The organism is Paraburkholderia sp. BR10954 (assembly GCF_040965775.1).
Lineage (GTDB): Bacteria > Pseudomonadota > Gammaproteobacteria > Burkholderiales > Burkholderiaceae > Paraburkholderia > Paraburkholderia youngii.
Genome location: NZ_JBFRCK010000010.1, coordinates 28,567 through 54,125, shown reverse-complemented (window position 1 = coordinate 54,125; position 25,559 = coordinate 28,567). Strand labels below are relative to the sequence as shown.

21 protein-coding genes and 1 tRNA gene are annotated in these 25,559 nt (G+C 61.6%); 6 read left to right on the top strand and 16 right to left on the bottom strand.

The genetic code is table 11. The features are described 5' to 3' along the window. Nucleotides 1–54 precede the first annotated feature (54 nt). Genes AB4Y34_RS16470 through AB4Y34_RS16445 form a run of 6 tightly spaced genes read left to right on the top strand, consistent with a single transcriptional unit; the run spans nt 55 to nt 6,151 of the window. Nucleotides 55–2,856, top strand: coding sequence for a monovalent cation/H+ antiporter subunit A (locus AB4Y34_RS16470; RefSeq protein WP_368716623.1), 2,802 nt, complete (start codon nt 55–57; stop codon nt 2,854–2,856). Next, on the top strand, nt 2,856–3,188 hold the full coding sequence (locus tag AB4Y34_RS16465; RefSeq protein WP_368716622.1) for a Na+/H+ antiporter subunit C: 333 nt from the start codon (nt 2,856–2,858) through the stop codon (nt 3,186–3,188). The genes AB4Y34_RS16470 and AB4Y34_RS16465 overlap by 1 nt, the downstream gene beginning before the upstream one ends. Next, nucleotides 3,185–4,984: a monovalent cation/H+ antiporter subunit D gene (locus AB4Y34_RS16460; protein ID WP_176378108.1), complete on the top strand. Its 1,800-nt coding sequence runs from the start codon at nt 3,185–3,187 to the stop codon at nt 4,982–4,984. Before AB4Y34_RS16465 ends, AB4Y34_RS16460 begins: the two co-directional genes overlap by 4 nt. 2 nt (nt 4,985–4,986) lie before the next feature. Then, nucleotides 4,987–5,481: a Na+/H+ antiporter subunit E gene (locus tag AB4Y34_RS16455; RefSeq protein ID WP_176109035.1), complete on the top strand. Its 495-nt coding sequence runs from the start codon at nt 4,987–4,989 to the stop codon at nt 5,479–5,481. Further along, nucleotides 5,475–5,750: a K+/H+ antiporter subunit F gene (locus AB4Y34_RS16450; RefSeq protein ID WP_008922284.1), complete on the top strand. Its 276-nt coding sequence runs from the start codon at nt 5,475–5,477 to the stop codon at nt 5,748–5,750. Before AB4Y34_RS16455 ends, AB4Y34_RS16450 begins: the two co-directional genes overlap by 7 nt. 8 nt (nt 5,751–5,758) lie before the next feature. Further along, nucleotides 5,759–6,151 (top strand): Na+/H+ antiporter subunit G, encoded by a 393-nt coding sequence (locus tag AB4Y34_RS16445; protein WP_176123431.1) that lies wholly within the window; start codon nt 5,759–5,761, stop codon nt 6,149–6,151. 68 nt (nt 6,152–6,219) lie between these two features. Here the strand turns inward: AB4Y34_RS16445 and AB4Y34_RS16440 are convergent, their stop codons facing one another. The 16 genes from AB4Y34_RS16440 to acs form a co-directional block, all read right to left on the bottom strand. Then, nucleotides 6,220–7,293 (bottom strand): phytanoyl-CoA dioxygenase family protein, encoded by a 1,074-nt coding sequence (locus tag AB4Y34_RS16440; protein WP_176378109.1) that lies wholly within the window; start codon nt 7,291–7,293, stop codon nt 6,220–6,222. Nucleotides 7,294–7,427: 134 nt separating this feature from the next. Continuing rightward, nucleotides 7,428–8,462 carry a GlxA family transcriptional regulator gene (locus AB4Y34_RS16435; RefSeq protein ID WP_368716621.1) on the bottom strand — a complete coding sequence of 345 codons (1,035 nt, stop codon included), beginning with the start codon at nt 8,460–8,462 and terminating at the stop codon, nt 7,428–7,430. Nucleotides 8,463–8,547: 85 nt separating this feature from the next. Next, on the bottom strand, nt 8,548–9,549 hold the full coding sequence (locus AB4Y34_RS16430; protein ID WP_176378145.1) for a LysR substrate-binding domain-containing protein: 1,002 nt from the start codon (nt 9,547–9,549) through the stop codon (nt 8,548–8,550). A gap of 370 nt (nt 9,550–9,919) precedes the next feature. Beyond that, the gene (locus AB4Y34_RS16425; RefSeq protein ID WP_368716620.1) at nt 9,920–11,413 is read right to left on the bottom strand and encodes an aldehyde dehydrogenase; all 1,494 of its coding nucleotides are present in this window, start codon (nt 11,411–11,413) and stop codon (nt 9,920–9,922) included. A gap of 17 nt (nt 11,414–11,430) precedes the next feature. Then, nucleotides 11,431–12,762, bottom strand: a complete 1,332-nt coding sequence (locus AB4Y34_RS16420; RefSeq protein ID WP_176378112.1) for an FAD-binding oxidoreductase — start codon at nt 12,760–12,762, stop codon at nt 11,431–11,433. 5 nt (nt 12,763–12,767) lie between these two features. After that, the gene (locus AB4Y34_RS16415) at nt 12,768–13,655 is read right to left on the bottom strand and encodes a dihydrodipicolinate synthase family protein (protein WP_176378113.1); all 888 of its coding nucleotides are present in this window, start codon (nt 13,653–13,655) and stop codon (nt 12,768–12,770) included. A gap of 74 nt (nt 13,656–13,729) precedes the next feature. Next, complete coding sequence (gene glyA / locus AB4Y34_RS16410) at nt 13,730–15,025, bottom strand: serine hydroxymethyltransferase (RefSeq protein WP_176378146.1); 1,296 nt, start codon at nt 15,023–15,025, stop codon at nt 13,730–13,732. A gap of 122 nt (nt 15,026–15,147) precedes the next feature. Next, on the bottom strand, nt 15,148–16,029 hold the full coding sequence (locus tag AB4Y34_RS16405; RefSeq protein ID WP_368716619.1) for a glycine betaine ABC transporter substrate-binding protein: 882 nt from the start codon (nt 16,027–16,029) through the stop codon (nt 15,148–15,150). A gap of 139 nt (nt 16,030–16,168) precedes the next feature. Beyond that, the gene (locus AB4Y34_RS16400; RefSeq protein ID WP_368716618.1) at nt 16,169–17,050 is read right to left on the bottom strand and encodes an ABC transporter permease; all 882 of its coding nucleotides are present in this window, start codon (nt 17,048–17,050) and stop codon (nt 16,169–16,171) included. Then, the gene (locus AB4Y34_RS16395) at nt 17,047–18,336 is read right to left on the bottom strand and encodes a glycine betaine/L-proline ABC transporter ATP-binding protein (RefSeq protein WP_368716617.1); all 1,290 of its coding nucleotides are present in this window, start codon (nt 18,334–18,336) and stop codon (nt 17,047–17,049) included. Before AB4Y34_RS16395 ends, AB4Y34_RS16400 begins: the two co-directional genes overlap by 4 nt. A 1,004-nt stretch (nt 18,337–19,340) precedes the next feature. Continuing rightward, the gene (locus AB4Y34_RS16390; protein ID WP_368716616.1) at nt 19,341–19,757 is read right to left on the bottom strand and encodes a DUF4279 domain-containing protein; all 417 of its coding nucleotides are present in this window, start codon (nt 19,755–19,757) and stop codon (nt 19,341–19,343) included. A 10-nt stretch (nt 19,758–19,767) separates the two neighbouring features. Beyond that, nucleotides 19,768–19,995, bottom strand: a complete 228-nt coding sequence (locus AB4Y34_RS16385; RefSeq protein ID WP_176377679.1) for a hypothetical protein — start codon at nt 19,993–19,995, stop codon at nt 19,768–19,770. Nucleotides 19,996–20,556: 561 nt separating this feature from the next. Further along, nucleotides 20,557–20,647: transfer RNA gene (locus tag AB4Y34_RS16380), tRNA-Ser, on the bottom strand. Nucleotides 20,648–20,717: 70 nt separating this feature from the next. Further along, nucleotides 20,718–22,736: a sodium:solute symporter family protein gene (locus AB4Y34_RS16375; RefSeq protein ID WP_368716615.1), complete on the bottom strand. Its 2,019-nt coding sequence runs from the start codon at nt 22,734–22,736 to the stop codon at nt 20,718–20,720. 4 nt (nt 22,737–22,740) lie between these two features. After that, on the bottom strand, nt 22,741–23,169 hold the full coding sequence (locus AB4Y34_RS16370; RefSeq protein WP_368716614.1) for a DUF4212 domain-containing protein: 429 nt from the start codon (nt 23,167–23,169) through the stop codon (nt 22,741–22,743). Nucleotides 23,170–23,326: 157 nt separating this feature from the next. Then, nucleotides 23,327–25,309: an acetate--CoA ligase gene (acs, locus tag AB4Y34_RS16365; RefSeq protein WP_368716613.1), complete on the bottom strand. Its 1,983-nt coding sequence runs from the start codon at nt 25,307–25,309 to the stop codon at nt 23,327–23,329. Between the last annotated feature and the right edge of the window lie 250 nt (nt 25,310–25,559).

Below are 25,559 nucleotides of genomic sequence, written 5' to 3'. Positions count from 1 at the left end.
CACTCCCACCGGCCAGCGACACCGCCTGACACTCGAACTCCCGGAGGGCATCGAATGGTATTGGCGTGGCTCGTCCTACTTCCATTCATGGCCGCGGCGCTCATCGCTCTCACGAGGCGGCGCGCCGCCGCGCTCAGCACCTGGATCGCGTTCGCGACGGCGCTGTTCGGCTGCGCGCTGCTGCTCAGCGAACGCGTGGGCATGGCCGACCGCGACGTGCTGCAATGGCGCCATCAGTGGGTGCCGGACATCGGCCTCGCGCTGTCGCTGCGTCTCGACGGCCTATCGTTCATGTTCGCATTGCTCGTACTTGCGATCGGCCTGCTGATCTTCATTTACGCCAGCTACTACCTCGCCGGCAGCGATACGTTGCCGCGTCTGTACCTGCAGCTTCTGCTCTTCATGGGCGCGATGCTCGGCATCGTGCTGTCGAACAACCTGCTGCTGCTCGTCATCTTCTGGGAACTGACGAGCCTCGTGTCGTTCCTGCTGATCGGCTTCTGGCCATCGCGGCCCGACGCGAGGCGCGGCGCACGCATGGCGCTCACCATCACCGGCGCGGGCGGGCTCGCGCTGCTTGCGGCGGTGCTGCTGCTCGGCCACGTATGCGGCAGCTATGAGCTGAACGATGTGCTCCCCCAGCTTGGCAAGGTCCAGCACGATCCGCTCTATCCGGCGATTCTGCTGCTCACGCTATTCGCGGCGTTCACGAAGTCCGCGCAGTTTCCTTTCCACTTCTGGCTGCCGCACGCGATGTCGGCGCCCACGCCCGTGTCGGCCTATCTGCATTCGGCGACGATGGTGAAGGCCGGCGTGTTCCTGCTCGCGCGCCTCTATCCGGTCTTCGAAGGCACCCACCTGTGGGCGTACACGGCGACGGTGGCCGGGCTCGTCACGCTCGTCGGCGGCGCGGGGATGGCGTTGATCCAGCGCGATCTGAAGGGCCTGCTCGCCTATTCGACCATCAGCCATCTCGGCCTGATCGTGCTGCTGTTCGGTCTCGACACTCAACTGTCGACGGTCGCCGCGCTCTTTCACACGGTCAATCACGCGGTGTTCAAGGCGTCGCTCTTCATGGCGGCGGGCATCGTCGATCACGAAACGGGCACGCGCGATCTGGGCCGTCTGCGCGGCCTGCGCAGGTACATGCCGCATACGGCCTTGCTCGCGAGCGTGGCGTCGCTGTCGATGGCCGGCGTGCCGCTGCTCAACGGCTTTCTGTCGAAGGAAATGTTCTTCGGCGAAACGCTCGCGCAAAGCATGTTCGGGCCGCTGAACCTCGCCGTGCCGGTCATCGCGATCGCGGCGGCGGCGCTGTCCGTGGCGTACTCGCTGCGTTTCGTCTGGGGCGTGTTCTTCGACGGCGAGACGCCGCGCGACCTGCCGCACTATCCGCCGCACGAGGCGCCGCGCTTCATGAGGCTGCCGGTCGAGATCCTCGTGGCGCTGTGCCTGCTGATCGGCCTGTTCCCGCAGCAAAGCATCGGCAGGCTGCTCGAGTCGGCCGCGTGGATCACGCTCGGCGGCAAGCTGCCCGACTACAGCCTGAGCCTGTGGCACGGCGTCAACGCACCACTCGTGATGAGCGTGGTGTCGTTCGCGGCGGGCGCGGCGCTCTTTTTTCTGCGCCGCAATACGTTCCGCCACCGTCGCACGGCGCTCACCGAGTTGAACGCGAGCGAGATCTTCGACCGCTTCGTGCAGCGTCTCGAACAGAGCGCCGGCGTGATCGTGCGCGTGTTCGAGACGCGTTCGCTGCCGGCCTACCTCGCATGGCTGATCGCGGCGATGCTGATCGTGCCGGGCGTGCCGCTCGTCTCCCTCGACACGTGGAGCGGCAACTACACGCGGCTGCCACCCGATGCGTTCACGCTTGCCGGCCTCGTGCTGATGGCGTTGCTCGCCGTCGGCGTAGTGCTGGTGCGTGCGCGCACGCTTTATGCACTCGTGATGCTGAGCACCTGCGGTCTGCTCGTGTCGCTTGCCTTCGTGCGCTTCTCCGCGCCCGATCTCGCGCTCACGCAGATCTCCGTCGAAGTGGTCACGATCCTGCTGCTCGTGCTGGCCGTCTATTTCCTGCCCGCGCTGCAACGCGCCGTCGAGCCGCTTCCTGTCCGGCTGCGCAACGGCGTGCTCGCGCTCGCGGGCGGCGCATTGCTCGGCGCCGTGTCGTACAGGATCATGACGAGCGCGCCGCTGGCTGGCATCGCACCGTATTTCCTCGCCAACGCGCTGCCCGGCAGCGGCGGCCACAACGTCGTCAACGTGATCCTCGTGGATTTCCGGGGCTTCGATACGATGGTCGAAATCAGTGTGCTCGTGGTCGCAGGGCTCGCCGTCAAGGCGCTGCTGCGCGGGCTGCGCCTGAAGTCGCCCGAGGCGGGGCCGGACGGCCGGCCGTGGTCGTCGCAATCGCATCCGCTGATGCTGGCGATCCTCGCGCGACTGATGCTGCCGCTCACCGTGCTCGTCGCCGCGTTCGTGTTCCTGCGCGGCCACAACCTGCCCGGCGGCGGCTTCATCGCGTCGCTGATCGTCTCGATCGCGCTATTGCTGCAGTACGTCGCGAGCGGGGTGCTGTGGACGGAGTCGCGCATCCACCTGAACTACCGCGCGCTCGCGGGCCTCGGCATTCTGATCGCCGCGGCCACGGGGCTCGGCAGCCTCGCGTTCGGTCAGCCGTTTTTGACCAGCGCGTTCGGGCATCTGCACGTGCCGCTGATCGGCGAAATCGAACTGTCCACGGCGATGCTGTTCGATCTCGGCGTGATGGGCGCGGTGGTCGGCACGACGCTCACGATCGTCTCGCACCTCGGCGTGCGCGACAAGGACATGCAGTCCGTGGAGAAAAGCTGATGGAAGCCGCTTTTGCCGTCGCGATCGGCGTGCTTGGCGCGTGCGGCATCTACCTGCTGCTGTGCGCGCGCGTGTTGCCGGTGATTCTCGGCATTACGCTGTTCTCTTATGCGATCAACCTGTTCCTGCTCGGCATGGGCCGGCTTGCGATCGGCAAACCAGCGGTCATCACGGCGGGGGCGCAATACGTCGACCCGGTGCCGCAGGCGCTCGTGCTGACGGCCATCGTGATCGGCTTCGCGATGACGGCTTTCACCGTGGTGCTCGCGCTGCGCTCGTTCGCGAGCACGGGCAACGATCACGTCGATGGCGAGGAGACGCGCGGCGAATGAACCACGTCCTCCTGCTCCCGATCCTGATTCCGCTGTTTTCCGCTGGCGTGATCGTCGCGCTGCCGCTGCGCGCGAAGCGCCTGCAGCGTGCGCTGAACGCGCTCGCCATCATCTCGCTGCTGCCCGTCGCGTGCCTGCTGATGGCGCGCGCCGCGCAAGGCGAGATCGCCAGCTACGCGCTCGGCGCATGGCCCGCACCGTTCGGCATCGTGCTGGAACTCGACCGGCTCGGCGCGCTGATGCTGGTGCTCACCGCCGTGCTCGCGGTCTGCTGCCTGCTCGGCACATCGAGCGAGGACGCGAGGCGCGGCCGCTATTTCGGCGCGCTGTTCCAGTTCGAGCTGATGGGTCTGAACGGCGCCTTCCTCGCGGGCGATCTCTTCAACCTGTTCGTGTTCTTCGAGCTGCTGCTGATCGCGTCGTACGCGCTGCTGCTGCATGGTGGCGGCGCGCGACGGGTGCGCAACGGACTGCACTATCTGTTGCTGAACCTGGTCGGCTCGTCGTTCTTTCTTGTCGCGATCGGCGTGCTCTACGGCGTCACGGGCACGCTGAACATGGTCGACATGGGTGAACGTCTGGCGCGGCTCGACCCCGACACGCTGCCACTCGCGCAGTTCGCGGGCGCGACGCTGATGCTGGTGTTCGGCCTCAAGGCCGCCGTGTTTCCGATGTCGTTCTGGTTGCCGCAGGCCTACCGCAGCGCCATCGGCCCGGTGGCCGCGCTGTTCGCGATCATGACCAAGGTCGGCATCTACGCGATGCTGCGCTGCGACGCGCTCGTATTCGGCGCAGCGGGCGGCGTGCTAGATGCGTTCATGCATCAATGGGCATGGTGGCTCGCGATCGCGACGATCGGGTTCGGAGCGCTGGGTGCGCTGGCGGTGTCGAGTCTCAAGACCACGACGGGCTATCTCGTGCTGGTTTCGGTGGGGCTGCTGATCGCGGCGATCGCGCAACAGACGCCGCTTGCATGGAGCGCGCTGCTCTACTACCTGATCAGCACGACGCTCTGCACAGGGGCGCTGTTCCTGCTCGCCGACACGCTCGAACCCGAGCAAGCTCCGACCGCGCAAGCCATCCATCCAGCCGTTTCCGCCGATGCAAATGCCGATGCCGATACCAATGCGATCGAACCCGGTTCCCTCGAAGCGCTCGACGACGCGGCCGCGGCGGTCTTCTCGCCCGACCCCGACGGCGAGACGGTGGCGACGCGGGCGCGCGTGCAGCCGCTGCTGGTCGAAACGGCCGGCGCGCTCGCCGCGCTAGCCGCAGAACCGGCTCGCGCCGAAGCCGAAGCTCCGGCCGACGCGGCCTCGCGCACGCGTGCACCGTGGCCGTCGAACCTTGCCGCGCTGCTCTATCTGATCGCCGCGGTGGGTGCCGCTGGCTTGCCGCCGCTGTCGGGTTTCCTCGGCAAGGCGATGGTGCTGGCCGCGACGCCGACCGGCGCGGCAGGCGTGCTGTGGCCGGCCGTACTGTTGTCGAGCCTGCTGTCGATCGTCGCGCTGAGCCGCACGGGCACACGCCTGTTGTGGGCGGCGCCGGCCGCGCGCGCCGCCGCGGGCGAAGAGGAGCGCGCGCCGCGCGGCAGCAATGCGAAGCTCGCCGCTTGCGCGGTCCTGCTCGGCTGCGTCGTGGCCATCACGCTCGGCGCGGGCGCGGTACGGCACTATCTCACCGATACCGCCGCGCAGCTATTCGATCGCGCCGCCTATGTGCACGCGATCCTGCCCGCGCCGCGATCTTTGCCACCGGCGGTCGCCGCGACCGCGACCGACGCTCAGGGGAACTGACGATGCTGAAAAGGCTCTTCCCCCACCCGTGGCTCACCGTGTTGCTGATCATCTGCTGGGTGCTGCTGATGAACGACGTCTCGCCGGGCAATCTGCTGCTCGGCGCCGTGCTCGGCTGCGTGATCTCCTTTCGCGTCGCCGAAGGCTTGTGGCTGCGGCCGATGCACTTCGGCCGGCCGCGGCTGCTCGTGCGTCTCGCCTGGCATGTGTTGGTCGACATCATCGTGGCCAACGTCGAAGTCGCGCTGCTCGTGCTCGGCCCGACCAGCCGGCTGCGCCCGGCGTTCATCGAAGTGCCGCTCGACAGCACCCACGAAATCGCGCTCACGGTGCTCATCAGCGTGGTCTCGCTGAGCCCCGGCACGCTGTGCGCCGAACTTAGCGACGACCGCACGCGCCTCACCGTGCACGTGCTCGACCTCGACGATGAAGCGGCGCTCATCGCGCTGATCAAGTCCCGTTATGAAGCCCCTTTGATGGAGATCTTCGCATGCTAGCCATCGTGATTCCGATCTCGCTCGCGATCCTCGGCATCGCGTTCCTGCTCACGCTGTGGCGCCTCGTGCGCGGTCCGTCGCTGCCCGACCGCATCGTCGCGCTCGACACGCTGAACATCAATGCGATCGCGTTGATCGTCGTGTACGGCATCAGCCTGCGCTCGACGGTTCTCTTCGAGGTGGCGTTGCTGATCGCGGTGATGGGTTTCGTGGGCACTGTCGCGCTCACCAAGTACCTGCAGCGCGGCGACATCATCGAACTCAACTAGCGTGAGGTATGCCGATGGAAACCTTTGTCGAAGCGATCGTTTGTTTGCTGTTGCTCGTCGGCAGTCTGTTTACGCTGATCGGGGCGCTCGGGCTCGCGCGACTGCCTGACTTTTTCATGCGGCTGCACGGTCCGACCAAGTCGACCACGCTCGGTGTGGGCGGCATCGTGCTCGCGTCGGTGGTGTATTTCAGCGCGCATAACAACTTCGCGAGCCTGCATGAGTTGCTGATTCCGGCGTTCCTGTTTCTTACCGCGCCGATCAGTGCACATATGCTGGCCAAGGCTGGGACCCAGCAGGGGGTGCCGCTGTGGCGGGCGACGCGGGGGCGTCCACCTGCCACGGGGGCGAGTGCGAATCGCGGGGATACGGGGGACCTGCGTGAGAACGACGAGAGGTGAGGCTTGCCGGGCGTCGCGCTTCTCGTGACGATCCGCGCGACATCAGTTGCCAGCATGCCACGGGCAGGCTACCGCCAGCGACGCCCTTCCCGACATCCGTATTCGAGGAAGTGCGCCGCGGGATCTGCATTGGCTGCCGCGACGTCGGGATTGAGTTGCAGGTACACCGCGGGATCGAAGTCCGCCGGGAGCTTCGGCCTCGCGTAAGGCTCGAACGCATCAGGCATGCTGCGTTCGATCACGGCATGCTCGACCTCGACTCCAGAATAAATGTTGGGCTGTACAAAACCCGTGCTGGCATCCTTGATCTGTCGGTAGTGGGTCTGACCGAACGCCGGGTCAGATACCACAGGGGTGTAGTACACGCAGTTTTCGAAGTAATAGTGCGTGACCTGACTCCAACGGGTACGGGTTGGATCGGATTGCTTCGAGCCGCCATGCAGCAGGTTCGAAGCCCAAATCAGTGCTTGCCCCTTCCGGGCGTGGAACGTTGCCGGCGCGATTCCCGCTTTGCGGATCAACTGCTTCCAGAGGTTCAGGTATTGAGCGTAGTGGGCCGTCGGCTTGTGCTGCGTCGCCGAGCAGACGCCCATATGCTCGTTCACATAGGTCGGAAACTTGTGACTGCCCGGATAGTATTCGAGCGCGCCATTGGTGCCGTCCACGTCCTCGAGGGCGACCCATACGCCGCACATGAAGCGCTCGGGAACGCACGAAAAGTGTATGGCGTCGTTGTGGATAGGCTGCTGGGTTCCGACAGGAAAGTTCAAGGTCTGAAATGGGATGGCGCGGCGCCCGTAGAGCTGGAAAAGAAGATGAAGAATCTGTGGATTGGAGGCCAGCGATCTCACGTCCGCGTCGCTCTCCCACGCGTCCTGCACTCTCATGCCGTCATTTTTATACCAGAGCTCGTCGCGCCAGTGGTCGAAATCAAACCTTCCATGGAATTTCGATTTGATTCGCTCCGCGCGTGCGTCGAACTCGGCATCTGGAAAATCGATAATCGCGAAGCCATTCTCCCGCAGCTGTCTGGCCACACATAAAACGTTTTCAGATGCCTCCTTCTGGGCGAATAGCTCGTCGAAGAACGGCGATTCGACATCGGGGACGCCTGGCAACGGATTCACGAACGAAGTATTCATGTTGGGTATCGGCAATGTTTATGTTGCGAATGACCACCGACGCAGTCTAGCACGTTGGTTTTGCCGCACCACCCTTCCCTTGTCGTCACTATGCGCAGCGCCGCTCGCGACCGGGCCATCACGCTCGTCAATCGCTAAGCATTGGCAAACGCATGTGTTTGACTCGGCGGTCGCGCCACGCGATAAGCGTTAGGCGATTCGCCAAACTCCTTTCTGAACTCGCGGCCAAGGTGAGAAGCGTCCGAAAAGCCGCACGAGGAAGCAATGTCAGCGACCGTGCGGTCCGAACTGGTAAGCAGCCACGACGCCATTCGTATCCGAATCTGTCGTGCATACGCCTGGGGCGACTTGCCTGTCTGCGCTCTAAACAGACGTTCGATCTGACGGACCGACATCTCGAGACGTCGCGCCAGTTCAGCCACGCAAAGCGGCTGCCCGATGTGCTGCTCCATCAGCAGGATTGCGCGCCTTACTTTGGGATGCGTCGCCGGTTCGAGCCCCGGTGGGTATGGCTGGGGGGCGTTTCCCTTTTGTGCATCATCGACGAGCATGATACGCAGCGCCTTTTGTACGATCGTCGCCTCGAAATGTCGCAGCAAAATAGCTGCGGCAACATCGATGGAAGCGCGCCCGCCCGAGCACGTAATGCGGCGTCGGTCGATGACGAAGAGCCGGTCGGCAACGAGATTGCGTTCGTCCACGCCAGGAAAACGCTCGACGAAGTCCCAATAGTGAAACCAGCTCACACACATCCGATATCCGTCCATGACCTCGGCACGCATCAACGCAAACACCCCGGTGCAGATTCCGACCAGCGTCGCTGATGTTGCCGCTGCATCATGAATGAACTGAATCGTGGCTTTGCTTGCGGGCGGTCCCGAGTGCAACAATCCACCGACGACCACGACGTAATCGAAGGACCCCGCCTCATCGAAAGTCGTCCACGGCGTTACCTGAATTCCGCAGCTTGCCCTGACTGGAACCAGCGACTCCCCGACGATGGTCCACGAACAGCGAACGTGCCTGCTCATGTCGCTTTCATCGCTTGCCAACCTGAGCACATCCACGAACCCGGAAAATGCGGTTAACGTGAAGTTGGGCAGCAGCACGATTCCAAAGCGAAGTGGCCGCGTGGCACTGGCTTTGGGGCTGATTGGATCGTTAAACATGAACTGCCTGCATTAATGCTTGCTGAGTTGGCCGCGATCATCATGCAACGACGTTCGCAAGTTCCGCGACCGAGATCCGCACGCCTTATTTCGTCGTTTCGGCCTCGACGCCTCGCCATTCGCGCATCATTGCGCCCACTTCCTCCCCGAGCCATGCGCGGAACTGAAGATATTCCGGACGAAGCTTTGCGTTCTTGTGCGTTATCAAGTAATGGTGCCGGTCGTGAAATTCGAGCGCGCTTTGTACCGGACGAACCAGTATCCCTTGCTCGACCTGGCGGTGAACGAGGTGATGCCAGCCAAGCAGAGTGCCCTCGCCAGCTTCAGCTTGCGATACCAGAAGTCGATAGTCGTTGCTTTCCAGGCGTTCGTTCTCGACCAGTTTGTCCGGACCATCACCTTCCTGAAACCAGTTTCGCCACACGGACCAGTCGACGTGTTCGCAAATCTGGGCTCGCCCCAACAACGAAAGATTGAGCGTGGCGTGCGACAGAAGGTCCAGCGGTTTCACGTACCTGCCTTGAAAATGACGCTCGTAAAACGACTGGCTGCAGACCGGATACACGACATCATGAAAGAGCGGCTCGGTTTCGTATTCCGGTTCGCGTGGCGGATTCTTGGTGATGATGATGTCCGGTTCCATCAGATCATCGAGTTCCATGAAATGCTCCGTCACCATCACGTGCAACCGGATGTCTGGAAAGCGCTTGCGGAACGAGGGCAGCCTGAACGACAGCCATAGCGCCGAGAAAGTGTGCGAAACGCACAGCGTCAGCGCATGTTTGTCGGTCCGGCGTACCGCCTGTGCCGCCTCGGCGATGTTCATGATGGACAGATAGGACGCGTTGTACAGAATGCGCCCCGCGTCGGTGAGCGCGATGTGCCTTCCCGTGCGCTCGAACAGCGCAACTTCGAGCGAGTCTTCGAGTTCCTTGATTTGTCTGCTGATTGCCGCCTGCGTAACACACAGCACCTCGGCTGCCTGTGTGAAGCTTTCGTATCGAGCGGCCGTGACGAAGCATTTGAGCGCCCGTAAAGACGGCATCTGAGTGAGCAATCGGTCGGCAAACACCTGTTTCTTTTGCATGGCTATCACCCTGTGTAGCGGAAGCGCCCGGGCGGCCTGAAGATAGCGCCGTGAACGCCGCGCACTGCCCCTGACAGTGCGTCGAGCCCACGTCCGAGCCAAAGCGCTCTCGCGCAGAAATGGTTTGTGAGTCTTCGGGTTAGCTGACGAGAGCAGGCAGCCAATGTCAGCCGCCCCATCTGTCTATATTACGCTTCGCGGCTGCCTGCTATGCGTGCCCTGGATTCGCTTCAGCACCCCATCAAGTGCGTCCTTGTACAGGGCGCATGCCCCTCGACGACGGAGTTCGCTGTGCATCTGCTCATTGATGCCGCCCGGTGTCATGCTTTGCGCGACCATCGCTGAGAACGGTTGTTTCGTCTGGACGGATTCAATCCAGCTTCAGCCAGGTGGTCTTCAGCTCGCAATACTGGTCGTGCGCATAAACGGACTTGTCACGACCGCCGAAGCCGGATTGCTTGAAGCCGCCGAATGGCGTCGACAGGTCGCCTTCGCCGAAGCAGTTCACCGTCACCGTACCCGCGCGGATACGAGCGGCAATCTTGTGCGCGTGATTGACGTTGTCGGTCCACAGCGATGCGGCCAGTCCGTAGCACGTATCGTTGGCAATCCGCACCGCTTCGTCGACATCAGCGTATTCGATAAAGCAGACGACAGGACCAAAGACCTCTTCGCGTGCGATGCTCATCTCCGGCGTGACGTTATCGAAGATGGTCGGCTCGACGAACCATCCGCCCGTGCCAGTGCGAGTGGCCTTGCCGCCACAAACCAGGCGCGCCCCTTCCGACTTCGCCTTCTCGATGTGCGCGAGCACTTTTTCATAGTGCTTTTCTTCAATCAGAGAGCCGAGCTTCACCTCGGGGTCGAGCGGGTCGCCCGTCTTCCATCCTTCGAGAACGGCCTGTACCTTTTCGAGCAACTGCGCCTTGGTGGCAGACGGAACGAGAATCCGCGAGCCCGCGCTGCAGTTCTCGCCCATGTTCCAGAACGCGGCGGCCACCGCCTGCTCAGCAACAGCATCGAGATTCGCGACGTCGGGAAGCACGACTTGCGGGTTCTTGCCACCGCATTCCAGCACGACCCGCTTCAGGTTCGTGTCGGCGGAATAGTGAAGGAATCGCTTCCCCGTTTCGGTGGAGCCGGTAAACGCAACGAGGTCGACGTCGGCATGTCGGCCCAATGCCTGCCCGGCGCTTTCGCCGAAGCCGGTAACGACGCTGAACACACCCGCGGGCACACCCGCTTGCAAAGCGAGGTCGGCGATACGCAATGTGGAAAGCGAGGTTTGTTCCGCGGGTTTCACGATGACGCTGTTGCCGACCGAAAGCGCCGGACCAATTTTCCACGCGAGCATCAGCGCCGGGAAATTCCACGGCAACACTGCGCCCACGACACCAATCGGTTCACGGGTAATCATGCTCACGACGCTCGCGCCCGACGGCGACAGCGCGTCGTATCGCTTGTCGGTGAGTTCCGCGTGCCAGCGGATGCATGCCGCCGACTCCGGGATGTCCAGTCCCATGCACTCGCTGATTGGCTTGCCGGCCTCGAGCGCCTCGAGAAGCGCCAGTTCTTCGGCGTTTTCCTCGATCAGTTGCGCGAGACGCAGAAGCACTGCTTTTCGCTCCGCGGGTGCTGCCATTGACCACGCTCCGGACTCGAACGCATCTCTCGCCGCCACGACTGCCCGGTCGATATCTTTCGATTCGCACTTCGCAATCCCGGCCAGTACTTTTCCCGTCGACGGATTCAAGGTCTGGAATGTCTCGTTCGATGCCGCCGGACATCGTTGGCCGCCGATAAACGCTCGTCCGTCCAGCGACAAGTTCTCTGCCCTTTGCTTCCATTCCTGATAGGTCGTCATGTCCTGTCCTCACAGATTTAAAGCTCGGCTCCCGCCGAAAATTCCTTCATCCAGATAGCCGCGGTGACAGCGACGTCGGCAATGGGACGAACCGGCAGCGAGCGCGGATGCGGTTGATTCAATAGCTGGTGAACCAGGTCGTTGTCGTGACCGAGCGCGTATTCGGCGATCAGCTTCCCTGACGCGGAGCCCCTGCTCAGACCTAGGCCATTGCACCCGACGGCTTCGAAAACACCATCGCCACGGCGCCCAAAAAGTGCCCCGTTGTTGACCGACAGGCACAGCGGGCCGCCCCAGGTGTACTCGAGCTCAACGTCCTTCAGCATCGGAAAGCGCCGCTCGAACGAGCGTTGATGCAGGTTCTTCGCCTTCGCGAGATCAGCTTCCGACAACTCGAGGCCGGGCCGGAACGCGAAATGATTGCGAACGCAGATGCGGTCGGTAATCAGACGCCGTACGGTCGAACCCATCGGGTCGGCCGGAATCAGTGCCCATGAGCGCGTGCCGCCCAGTTGCCGCACTTCGTCCGGCGTCATCACACGGGTCATCGACGCAAACGTATATACGGGCAACAGACCGTTCGGATGCCCGCCGAATGTCGCCGCGTAGGCATTGGTGCAACGAATCACGCGCTTCGCCACGATTTTCCCTGCGGCAAAGCTCAAGACTTTGTTCGCCCCCCGGTCCTCGATTCCCTTCACCGCGCTGAGCTCGAAAACCTTCACGTTTGCCGGCAGAGTCGCGGCAAGGCCACGCATCAGGGCTGCCGGCTGGACCGTGCTGCATCCTGGCGTGAAGAGCGCTCCCTGGTAAAACCCGGTGCCAGTCACCTTCGCGATGGCGGCTTCGTCCAGCCATTCAAAGTCTTCCTCGATGCGAGCGAGTCCGTCGGCGAAGTGAGTCAGTGCCGCGTGACCCTTCCTGTTCACCGAAGCATGGAATTTGCCGTCATCTCGCCAGTCGCAGTCGATGCCGTGTTGCTTCACCACCGACCGTACGTAGTCGATACCGTGGCGTTGCAGTCGAATATCCGCCTTGTCCGCCTCCACGCTTCGCGAATAGCTTTCGCTGCTGATATCGTGCGGCAGATCGACGAAGAACCCGGAATTTCGTCCGGCTGTGGTGCGCCCAATACGGTCGGCCTCGACGAGTGCTATCGAGGCGGCGGGCGCCAGTTCGGCCATCCGCCGGGCAGCGCATAGCCCCGTGATTCCACCGCCGATAATCACCCAGTCGAATCGCCGTTCAGACGAGACGGTATCGGCGGGGCGAGGCGGCGGCAGACTTTCCCACCACCCGTTCACCCCATCCGGAGCCGGGAAGCGCGCGAATTCCAGGTTCGAGGCCATGAACGTTACTGCGCGTCGCGCAACAGGGGTTGAACCAGCCTGGAGAACGCGCTGCGCTCGTCTTCCGATAATGTGCCGAGCGGCGCCCGGGCGACACCAACAGGCGTACCTGCCAGCTCACATCCGTATCGAACGTATTGAATAAACTTCCCGCTGCGCTCCAGCAGTTCGAGCACAGGCAGCAGTTGGGCCATTAGCTTGCGGCCGGATTCGAAGTCATTGCGCTTTACGCACGCATCGAACAGCGCGGTGTGAGCTTCCGGCAGGAAATTGGACGCGCCTCCGACCCAACTCTTTACGCCCCAAACGAAGAACTCGAGCGCCTGGTCGTCCATGCCGCAGCTCAGCACCAGCCGGTCGCCGAAGTGCGTGGCAAGGTGATGCAAATGCGAAATATCGCCGGTGCTCTCCTTCATCGCGACGAAGTTCGGGCGTTCGAGCAGCTTTTCCAGCACGGCATCGCCAATATCCGTTCCGGTGCGGGCCGGGAAGTTATAAAGCATGATCGGCATGTCGAGACTGTCGTCCACCTTCAGCATGTGGGTCAGCAGTTCTTCCTGCGTCGGCTGGGCGTAGTACGGCGCGGCAAGCAGCAATGCAGGCAGACCTGCGCGCTTCGCTTCCTGCCCGAGGCGAATGACTTCATTCGTCGTAGTCGCGTTGATGCCGGCCGTCAGATACGTTTTGCCGCCTGCTGCTTCGGCTACGGTGTTGAACGTCCGGACACGCTCGTCGAAACTGAGCGCGTAGTATTCGCCCGTGGTCCCGCCGACTCCCAGACCCGCGACACGCCCCGCCAGCTTGGCCGCATGCTTGCCGAGCAATGCGTAATTGATTTCGCCGTCCGCCTTGAACGGCGTAACCAGCGGTGTATGTACTCCCTCGAAGCTCATGTTGGTTCTCTCTTCAAATAAGGAATGGCAACGTTTTCCGACGACTTGTCGAAGTCGTTTCGCTCTCTTGTGGGTTAAACGAGAGCGTCCGCATGCGAGTAAATCGGGAACTGGTTGCAGAGGTCTCGCACGCGGCCGCGCACAGCACGCTCGACCCGTTCGTCGCCGTCGGGCGCTTGTTCGAGTGCGGCCAAAACCTCCAGAATCATGTTTCCAATCTGCTCGAACTGCTCGGTCCCAAAACCGCGAGTGGTACCTGCAGGTGTGCCAAGCCGGATTCCCGAAGTGACGGTCGGGTTCTCCGTGTCGAATGGAATACCGTTCTTGTTGCAGGTGATGCCCGCACGCTCGAGTGCCTTTTCAGCCTGCGTACCGGTCAGGCGCTTCGAGCGCAAATCCACGAGCAGCAGGTGGTTGTCCGTTCCACCCGTCACGAGGTTCAGGCCACCCGACTTGAGAACGTTGCCTAGCGCATGCGCGTTACGCAGCACCCGGTCGATATACGCGGCGAATTCCGGACGAAGTGCCTCGCCGAATGCCACCGCCTTGCCTGCGATGACGTGCATTAACGGACCACCTTGCAGGCCTGGGAATACGGCCGAATTGATTTTCTTCGCAATGTCGCCGTGGTTCGTCAGGATGAACCCGCCTCGCGGACCGCGAAGCGTCTTGTGGGTAGTCGACGTCACCACATCGGCGAAACGAATAGGATTCTCGTGCCGGCCGGCTGCAACGATGCCCGCGATGTGCGCCATATCGACCATCAGTAGCGCGCCAACGCTATCGGCAATGTCGCGGAATGCAGCGAAATCCAAAGCGCGTGGATAAGCCGAATAGCCCGCGATAATCAGCTTAGGACGGTGCTCTTGCGCGAGCCGCCGAACCTGCTCGTAGTCGATGCGGTACGTATCCGGGCTTACGCCGTACTGGACAGCGTTGAACCACTTGCCGGAAAGCGCCGGGCGGGCTCCGTGCGTCAGGTGGCCGCCCGCATCGAGCGACATGCCCATCACGGTGTCGCCCGGCTTCACGAGCGCCAACATCACAGCGCCGTTCGCCTGCGCTCCCGAATGAGGCTGCACGTTCGCGTATTCAGCTTCGAAGAGGGCTTTGACGCGGTCAATGGCGAGCGCTTCTACCCTATCCACGTGCTCGCAGCCGCCGTAATAGCGCTTCGACGGGTATCCCTCGGCGTACTTGTTGGTCAGCACGGTACCCTGCGCTTCCATCACCGCAGCCGAAACGATGTTTTCGGACGCAATTAGTTCGATCTGCGTTTGCTGTCGGCGCAACTCCAACGCAATTTCTGATGCGATAACCGGGTCGCGGCTCTGGAGGGTTTCAGCAAAAAAGCGTGAGTTCTCGTTCACGTGTTCACTCCGGATCAAATCGTTTGAAGCAAGACTTGCAAGTACGACAGTTGACGCGGGCAATGGTCGATTCGCCGCGAACGAGACGGACTCCACTCGTTCCCGGCGAAATCGCCCTTTACCTACTGCTGCAACCAGTCCTTCAGCTTGTCAGGATGTGCGTCGACGAATTTCTTCGCTGCGCTCGCATAGTCGTTCGTGGTATTGCCTTCGTACTCGATCGATTCGACGTCGGCGAGCGTCAGCTTGAAATGCTTGAAGAAGACATCAGCACGGGGATACCTGGTTGCGAACTGTTTGGACGCGAAGGCGTGAACCTGCTCCTCGCCACCCAAGGTGCCTTTCGGGTCCTTCAGATAACGCATCTGCCACTTCTGGAAAAGCCAGTGGGGACTCCACACCGTGGCAACCACCCATTGCTTCGACTGATAGGCTCGCGAAACGCCAGCGAGCATGCCGGCCTCACTCGACGACTGCAGGTTGTAGCCGTTGAGGTCGTAGCCCTTGATGGTCTTTTCTGACGCCTGCATCAAGCCACCGCCCGGCTCAATGCCGTCGATCGTCCCATTCAGCCTGGCCTTGACGTCCGGCTTGTTGAGGTCGGAAATGGACGACAGTTCCGCCTCGGGAACGTACGCCGGCACGGCCCAGCCGTTCTTGCCTCCCGTGTAGATGACGCCGACATCATCCATATCGTTCTTGTACCTCGCGTAATAGGCCGCGTGGGTGACCGGCAGCCATCCGCCCACCATGATGTCGAGGTCGCCACGCGCGACGCCCTGATACTGAATGCCGATATCCGCCTGCACAAACTTGACCGGCTGCTGCAGCTTTGTTTCGAGCACGTATTTGGCCACGTTCGCAACGGCCAGCACGTCTGCCCAGTTTGTTACTGCCATCTTGATTGGTTCGGCCCCGACGGCAGACCCAGCGCCGACGCTCATGGCAACGACTGCCGATATCGCTACTTTCGCAATAAGCGACTTGAGCAGATGGCTTTTCATATCGCACTCCTACTTGAAGAGAAAATCATTGAAGATTCGATGGACTCGGCTAAACGACGGGCCCGGTACTTAATCTCGATACTGCATTTGCTGATTGCACCGCACCGGCCGTGCAATCAGCGGCAACAGGTGGTTTCCGTCAGGTGCGAGCCGCGGCGCCTGTGCCGGCTTTTGCTGCTCGCCCGTTGCGTTTTGCTTTGTTCGCCTTCATGCCGAAGCTTTCGGTCAGGCGGTCGAGCACGATGGCAAGCAATACGACTCCGAGGCCACCTTCGAAGCCGATCCCGATGTCGAGCCGTTGAATGCCGCTCAACACATACTCGCCCAAGCCACCGGCGCCAATCATCGATGCGATGACGACCATCGAAAGCGCCATCATGATGGTCTGGTTCACGCCGGCCATGATGGACGGCAGCGCGTTCGGCAACTGGATTTTCCAGAGAAGTTGCATGTCCGTGCTGCCAAAAGAGCGCCCTGCCTCCAGCAACTCTTCCCGCACCTGCCGGATACCCAGCGTGGTGAGACGCACGACGGGCGGCATGGCAAAAACGACAGTGGCAATCACGGCTGGAACACGTCCCAATCCGAACAGGATGACGGCCGGGATCAGATAGACAAAGGCAGGCATCGTCTGCATGAAATCGAGCAGCGAGCGCAAGACCACTTCTATCCTCTTGTTCCTTGCCCCCCAGATGCCCAGTGGCACACCAACGACCAGACTGAAGAATGTTGCGGCAATCACGAGCGCGAGCGTGGAGACGGTTTGAGTCCACAGTCCCATGTAATGGATCGCCGACAGCGCAATGCCCACGAACACCGCAAACACGATGCCGCGCCGCCATAGCGCGAAAGCCACGAAGATGACGAGCATGGCGACGTATGGGATGGCGCCTAGTCCGTCCTCCAACAGCTTGACCACTGCTCCTAGCGCCGCAGAGAATGCGTCGAAGCCGCCCCGGAAATGCTGAAAGAGAAAATTGACGGCGTCTTCCGCAAACTTGCCGATGAGTGACGAATTCATGCTGCCCTCCGTTCCATAACCTGCTTCAGTATCGTCCGGCAGGACACCACGCCTGCGAGCTTTCCGGCCGTATCAGTGACGGGTACGTCGTGTTCCTGACTCAATGCGATGGACGCGAGCTCGTGCAAGTCCGCATCGAGTGAAACCGCATTCACATCGCGGAGCAGCGCGTCCCGTACCGGACGCGTACCCGCCTTGTGAAGTGATGCTGGCGTGACACAGCCCTGATATCGACCTGCCCCGTCGCATACATAGCCGCATTCCATGCCGCTATCGATGAGATGATTGAGGTAACGCTCAGCGGACGTGCCGATGTCGCAAGACAGCAGCCTTCGGTCTACCCCGGTCATCAGCGTTGAAGCCCTGAGAAAGCGGGAGACGTCGACATTGCGGAAGAAGTCCCGCACGTACGCGTCGACAGGTGACTGGATAAGCTCGGCAGGTGTGCCGACCTGAATCAGACAGCCGTCCTTCATGATGCCAATCCGGCCGCCAATCTTGATGGCTTCTTCGATGTCGTGCGAAATGAAGACGATGGTCCGCTGTTCTTCCTTCTGTAGCCGCAAAAGCTCGTTCTGCATTTCGAACCGTATCAGCGGGTCGAGTGCCGAAAACGCCTCGTCCATCAGAAGCACCGAAGGGTTCACTGCCAGCGCACGTGCAAGGCCGACGCGCTGCTGCATGCCGCCGGACAATTCGCTGGGAAGCAGCTTTTCGTACGAGCCCAGACCGACTCGCGTCAGCGCGGCACGCGCGATTTCGTACCGTTCGGCCCTCTTCAGACCAGCGACCTCGAGTCCGTACGCGATGTTGTCGAGCACCGTGCGGTTCGGCAGAAGCGCAAACGACTGGAACACCATCGCCATCTTCTTGCGGCGAACTTCGCGCAGTTCCGAGGTGGACATCGGTGCGATGTCACGGCCTTCGAGAACCACCTGGCCGGACGTGGGTTCAATCAGGCGGTTGAGCAGTCGAACCAGCGTCGATTTACCGGAACCCGGCAGGCCCATCACCACGAAGATCTCGCCCGCCTTGACGGTGAGACTGACGTTATTGACTGCAACCATGTTGCCGGTCTTTTCGAAAATTTCGTTCCGACCGAGACCTTGCTTCACGAGGTCAACGGCACGCTCTGGCTTCGGCCCGAAGATTTTCGACAGATTCTTGACCGAAAGAATATCGGTCCCGGAGACTGCGATTGGTTTCGCTGCGGCGGAAGCGTCTTCCGCGTTGATTGCACCGGGATGGACTACCTCTCCTGGTGCGAACGTCAGGTTTTGGGCCATTCTGTCATCTCAACTGGCAGGTTCAAAAAATTGAAGCGCGTGACGTATCGACCTTTGCCGGGCCGCTACTTGCGTGTCTCGCTTCTTTTAGCCGCCTCCGAGCCAGTTTCATCGCAGAAGTGCGGATGCAAGAGCCGAAAGCAAACATCGCAGCGCCATGCAATTGAACGAAACGCTATTTTTCGGGGAGGACGCAGAATAATCATGCGCCGTCATCGCGTTCAATGGTGCCTAATGCATGTATTGCAGAGTAGCGCGTCAAATTGCACTACCCAGCTACATTTTCTGGGTACTTTTCCATACCTTTGGTAATGGGGCGCTTTTGTGTAGTTTTCGCAGAAAAGCGCGACTGCGCGTGGAATTCGTTTGAAGTCAAAGCGGGCGCGGGTTTGCGGCTGACCATTGGCGGCAGAAGGAACAATCCGAACATTCGAAGCTTACAAAGCTTGGGACACTGTATAGGGAATCTCCTAGGTCTATCGGAATCCTGCGTAACTTGCCTATCGAAAAACTGATGGAACGGAACGCGAGCAGAAAAAGTGCGACGAGCGAATCGATGCTGAGCTCGCGCTGAAGGCTGATCCGGATAGTCCCCGAAAGGGAGGGTTCCAGACTCCCTAAATCTCGCTGCGATCGTTAGAACCGGGAGTGTCATGGGCAATCGATATCGACGAAGCCGGATGATGCGACGATGCCGTCGAACGGTTGCAGCGCGACTCGCATGATCTAATCTTTCTCGACTGTCCGCCAAGGCGCGAACACACTGGACTCGAGGTGTTGCATTGAGTGCAGCAGCACGAGCCGTCGTTATACGTGTGGAAATGAAGCCACCCGCGCCATTCTTGATGCAGTCGAGGCCGCCCGATGATGGAAGCGTGGGCCGTGCATGTTTGCGGCATCGAGGATTAATTCAGAAGTGCGGCCGCTAAACACTTGCGGTTGGCCTTGCAAGCTCGCACAAAAAAGCCGACTCACGAGGATCGGCTTGTGCATTCGAGGAGGCTCTATCGATATTCATCAATCTCAACCGTGCCCCCCATGGCTTCCATCATTGTGCGAATATCGTCGGGCACATCAGGCACCCGGTCGCCGCTCTCGTTGTCCCAATAACAGAAGAAACGCATCTGTGCGCCCTTGTCTGCAAGTAGCTGGCGCAAGTCATCTCGCGGCAAGTTCAGGCGATTAATCAGATAGCGGAGATGCGGTTCCAGCGAGTCGCTACGGACGGCGGCCTTGCTTCTCAACCCCCATACGCCGGTACGCCCCGGCACGCTGCTCAACCGCCCCGACGGAGTCATAAACCGCTTCCCTTTGACAATCGCCGTGTCCGGCGAAACGCCGAAGTATCTGGTCCAAAGGTCTGGATCTAAATCATCCCCGGCTATCGAAAATGATGCATGTGCGAGTTGATGTACGTTCATCGTCTGAAAATCAGTTTGCACAGTCGTGCATATTGCCGATGATGTTTTTTCTAAATTCAACGTCTCCACTATCGTGCCAAATGACATTGTCATCGCCTCGCAGCTTGAGATCATATTTCATCGCATGAATCATGTCGCCAAACGTGTCGCGGTCATATCCCAGCATTTTCGCCGCATAGTTTGGATTGTTCGTGCTCGCGGCAAATTCAGCGACATCGCCGCTCAACGCATCAGGCACATACTCGAACGGCTGCGCGTCGCCAAGCAGTGTCGATGCGACTCTATTGCCCGCTCTGGCTGCGCGCGCAGGGACATAGGTGTGTCGTTGGTCTATCTGAAGTCACTGCCGGGTTGACAGCATCCAGATAATTAGCGTGCGACAGGCAGTCCGTACATGGGCGACCGCCCAAAATCTCCGCCTTTCGGGTTTCGGGGTTCCTGAAGAACTGGCGGGATTCAGCAATGGGGTGCGACTCAAATCCGGCGATCGCCGAGGCATCCTTGACGCTGACAGGATCAACGAGACTCCACAGCGGATTAATGTCCTTGTACGCATACGGATCGCACTGTGCATCCCGAAGGCTCCCAGTAGGACCGACGACCTTGCCGCGATAGACAAACTCGCGCATAGCGGACATAGCCGGATTCTAACGGAGTGTCGCGGCAGCAAGACACGAAACAGAAGCGCCGCGAAACGCGCACCGCGCGCAAGTTTTTGCTCAATGATGGGCTTAATTGATGGGCCGAAAAAACAAAAACCCCGTAACTCATTGAATTACGGGGTCTGCGCTATTGATTCTGGCGGAGAGAGGGGGATTCGAACCCCCGATAGGCTATTAACCTATACACGCTTTCCAGGCGTGCGACTTAAACCGCTCATCCATCTCTCCGGCGGGGAGCCGAATTATAGCAAACTTCGCGCCTTGCGCCACACCCCCGCCAGCGCCGCAAGGAAACGCCCTACGGATGCCGGATATAGTCGACCAGCGCGATCGTATAAGCGTTCGCTTTGCGATCGATCAAACTCACCCCGATCGCCACGAGAAACCCCGCCGGCACGCCGAACACGCCCGAGCTGATCGGCTCGATGCCGAACCAGCGCGCACCCGTGAAACCCGTCATCTGGGTGAAGAACGGATACGTCGACACGATGTAGTAGATGCACACGACGAGCCCCGCCACCATCCCCGTCACCGCACCGAGGCGCGTCGTGCGCTTCCAGAACACGCCCAGCACGAGCGCCGGAAACAGGCTCGACGCCGCCAGCGAAAACGCCGCCCCGACCAGAAACAGAATATTCCCCGTATTCAGCGACGCCACATACGAAGCGAACAGCGCGACACCCAGCAGCAGAATCTTCGAGATCGTCACGCGCCGCTGGCTCGACGCATTCGGATCGACCATGTGGTAGTACACGTCGTGCGACAGCGCGTTCGCGATCGTCAGCAGCAGACCATCCGCGGTCGAGAGCGCCGCCGCCAGCGCCCCCGCCGCGATCAAGCCCGACATCACATACGGCAGCCCCGCGATCTCGGGCGCCGCGAGCACGACCATATCGGGCTGCATCTGGATCTCACTCCAGCGCACGATGCCGTCGCCGTTCGTATCGGCGAGGCTGATCAGGCTCGGTTCGACCTTGCGCCATTGCATCAGCCACTGCGGCAGATCGGCAAATTGATGGCCGACCAGATTCGACAGGATCTCGTACTTGATCAGCACCGCGAGCACCGGCACGGTCAGGTAGAACAACGCGACGAAAAAGAGCGTCCACCCCACCGAGCGGCGTGCCGACGCGACCGAAGTCGTCGTGTTATAGCGCGTGAGGATATGCGGCAGGCTCGCCGTGCCAAGCGACAGACACAGCAGCAGCGACAAAAAGTTCCGCGCATGCGTGCCGCGGTCTTCATCGCCGACAGCAGGAAACGGTTCGTGCATCGGCACCGGGGCGGTCGCACGCATCAGCATGTCGTCGCGCTTCTGGCTCCAGACGATCTGCGCGGCGGCGGCATCGCGCGGAAACTGTTCGAGCGCGCGCTCGCGTTCCTTGATCTCGCGCAACGGACCGTTATGGCGCCGCAGGTCGTCGACCTCCTGCGTGAGCCGCTGCTTCTCGTCGATGAACGATTGCGGCAGCGTATCGAGCCGCATCTGCATCAGCGCGGCACGGCGTCGATAGTCGTCGCGCACGCGCTCCTCGAGCGGCGCGTCGCGCACCTGCTTCTCGAGCGCTTCCATGCGCTCCATCAGGCGCCCATAGCTGAATTGCGGCACCCAGCCGAGGCCGTCCTTGTGCGCGATCATCGACACCGGTATCAGCATCGCGAGGATCAGGATGATGTACTGCGCAACCTGAGTCCACGTAACGGCGCGCATGCCGCCCAGAAACGAGCACACCAGAATGCCCGCGAGCCCGCAAAAAATGCCGACCGCGAAATCGACGCCGATAAAGCGCGTGGCGATCAGCCCGACACCCTGGATCTGCGCGACCAGATAAACGAACGAGCACAGGATCGCGGCGAGCGCCGCGAGGCCGCGCACCGCGTTGCTCGAATAGCGCGTGCCGAGAAAGTCGGGACTCGTGTAGCGCGCCAGCTTGCGCACATACGGCGCGAGCAGGAACGCAACGAGACAATAGCCGCCGGTCCAACCCATCAGGTACGCGAGGCCATCGTAGCCGGTCGCGTAGATCGAGCCCGCGAGACCGATGAACGACGCGGCCGACAGCCAGTCGGCCGCGGTCGCCATGCCATTGAAGGCCGACGGCACGCGCCGCCCCGCCACGTAGTATTCGACCAGATCGGACGTGCGCGACAGCACGCCGATCACCGCATACACCGCGATTGGCACGAACAGGAACACATAGCCGATCCACACACCGGGACCGGTGCTGCGCTCGATGCGCCACATCACATAGACGAACAGCAGAAAGCCGAGCGTGTAGAACGCGTACGAGCGGATCAGCCGATGCGTGAGCTTCATCGGCTCAGCGTCCGCGCGCGGCCGGCGCGTCCGTGCCGACGTTGACTTCATCGTTCGCACCGCTGGTGGAATCCGCGGCGGGACCGCTTGCGGCATCGCGCTGCGAATCCGCTTCGAACGCGCGCTGCAACCGACGATCGGCGCGCTGCATCAGCACGATATAGACGACGATCAACGCGAGGTAGATCAGGATCGCGCCCTGCGCGCCAAAGTAGAACGGCAGGCTGAAGCCGCCAACGCGCACCCGCGCGAGCGCGGGCGCCAGCAACGGCACGACGAAGGAGACGAAGAAGCCGAGCGTCATCAGCACCGCGATCAGCGCGAGGTTGAAGCGCCAGTACTTGCGATGCGCGAGCGCCATCGCCGCCGAGACCGGAGGCGGTTCGGGCGGGGGGTTCAACGTGGCATGGGAGGATAGGTGCGGCGCGGCCATGCGCCTATGTATCAAAAAGGCAACGGCGAGGCAATTGGGATTGTCCGCGCAATGCCGTGATGCAAGCCGTCCGCTCGATTCACGGGTCTGCTCGATACACCGGCAAGTGTGTCGATCGACACACCGCCGCCGTCCGCGCAGACCCGCTTACAACGCTTTAAATCGACTCGCCGAGCTGGCCGAGAATCGCCGGGTTTTCCAGCGTCGACACGTCCTGCGTGATCTCCTCGCCCTTCGCGAGCGAGCGCAACAGACGACGCATGATCTTGCCCGAACGCGTCTTCGGCAGGTTCTCGCCGAAGCGGATGTCCTTCGGTTTCGCGATCGGACCGATCTCCTTGCCGACCCAGTTGCGCAGTTCGTTCGCGAGCTTGACGGCCTCTTCGCCTTGCGGACGCGCACGCTTCAGCACGACGAACGCGCATACCGCCTCACCGGTCGTCGCGTCAGGGCGGCCCACCACGGCTGCTTCCGCGACGAGCGGATTGGCGACCAGCGCCGACTCGATCTCCATCGTTCCGAGACGATGGCCCGACACGTTCAGCACGTCGTCGATGCGGCCCATGATCGTGAAGTAGCCGGTTTCCTTGTCGCGCACCGCGCCGTCGCCGGCGAGATAGAGCTTGCCGCCGAGCTCCTCGGGAAAGTAGCTCTTCTTGTAGCGGTCCGGATCGCCCCACACGTTGCGCAGCATCGCCGGCCACGGACGCTTGACCACCAGAATGCCGCCCTGCCCGTTCGGCACGTCCTGGCCCGTTTCGTCGACGACCGCGGCCATGATGCCCGGCAGGGGCAGCGTGCAAGAACCCGGCACGAGCGGCGTCGCGCCCGGCATCGGCGCGATCATGTGACCGCCGGTTTCGGTCTGCCACCACGTATCGACGACCGGGCAGCGGCCGCCGCCGACGTTCTCGTAGTACCACACCCACGCTTCCGGATTGATAGGCTCGCCGACCGTGCCGATGATGCGCAACGTCGACAGGTCGTAGCTCTTCGGATGCACTTTGGCGTCGGCCTCGGAGGCCTTGATCAGCGAGCGGATCGCCGTCGGCGCCGTATAGAACAGCGTGACCTTGTGTTTGGCGATCATCTGCCAGAAGCGCCCGGCGTCCGGATAGGTCGGTACGCCTTCGAACATGACCTGAGTGCCGCCGAGCGTCAGCGGTCCGTACGTGATGTAGCTATGGCCGGTGATCCAGCCGATGTCGGCGGTGCACCAGAACACGTCGGAAGGGCGCCAGTCGAAGGTCCACTTCAGCGTTTGCGCGGCCCACAGCAGATAGCCGCCGGTGCTGTGCTGCACGCCCTTTGGCTTGCCGGTCGAGCCCGACGTATAGAGGATGAAGAGCGGATGCTCGGCGTCGACCCATTCGGGCGCGCATTGGTCCGACTCACCCTGCGTGAGTTCGTGCATCCACAGGTCGCGTGCCCCGTCCCACGCGACCTTGCCGCCGGTGCGCTGGTACACGATCACGCTCTTGACCTTCTCGCAGCCGCCGAGCGCGAGCGCTTCGTCGGCGATGCTCTTCAGCGGCAAGGCCTTGCCGCCGCGCATCTGTTCGTCGGACGTGATCAGCGCGACCGCGCCGACGTCGACGAGCCGCTCGTTGAGCGACTTCGACGAGAAGCCGCCGAACACGACCGAGTGGGTCGCACCGATACGCGCGCATGCCTGCATCGCGACGACGGCCTCGATCGACATCGGCATATAGATGACAACCGGGTCGCCCTTCTTCACGCCGCGTTTTTTCAGCGCATTCGCGAAGCGCGATACGCGTTGCAGCAGATCCTGATAGGTGACGTTGGTGACGGTGCCGTCGTCTGCTTCGAACACGATCGCGACGCGCCCGCCGTTGCCGGCCTCGACGTGACGGTCGATGCTGTTATACGACGCGTTCAGCTGGCCGTCTTCGAACCACGTATAGAACGGAGCCTTCGATTCGTCCAGCACCTTCGTGAATGGCTTGTGCCAACTTAGCGTCTCCTTCGCAAGACGCCCCCAAAAGCCTTCGTAGTCGCGCTCCGCTTCGGCGGCAAGCGCCCGGTACGCGTCCATGCCGGAGATCGTGGCACCCTTCGCCGTGTCGGCGGAGGGCGGAAAAACGCGGCGTTCCTGAAGAACCGATTCAATCGCAGACATCGACAACCCCTTGGTGAAGATGAAAAACGGAAAACCTGTACCGGCGCGCATCGCGCGCGGGCCTTATCCTGTTCGAGCCGCCAAGAGCGGCGCTGTCTCCCACCTCGCCATGCCGTCAAACGCGCGCGCGTGCGGCATCGCAACATCCGTCTTGCAGGCATCCTGCTCGATCAACCCGCGTCAAGCTCAACCATAAGCGCCGCAACTTACCGGCCACTTACGCACATTGTGTTGATCCGCAAGCGAAAAC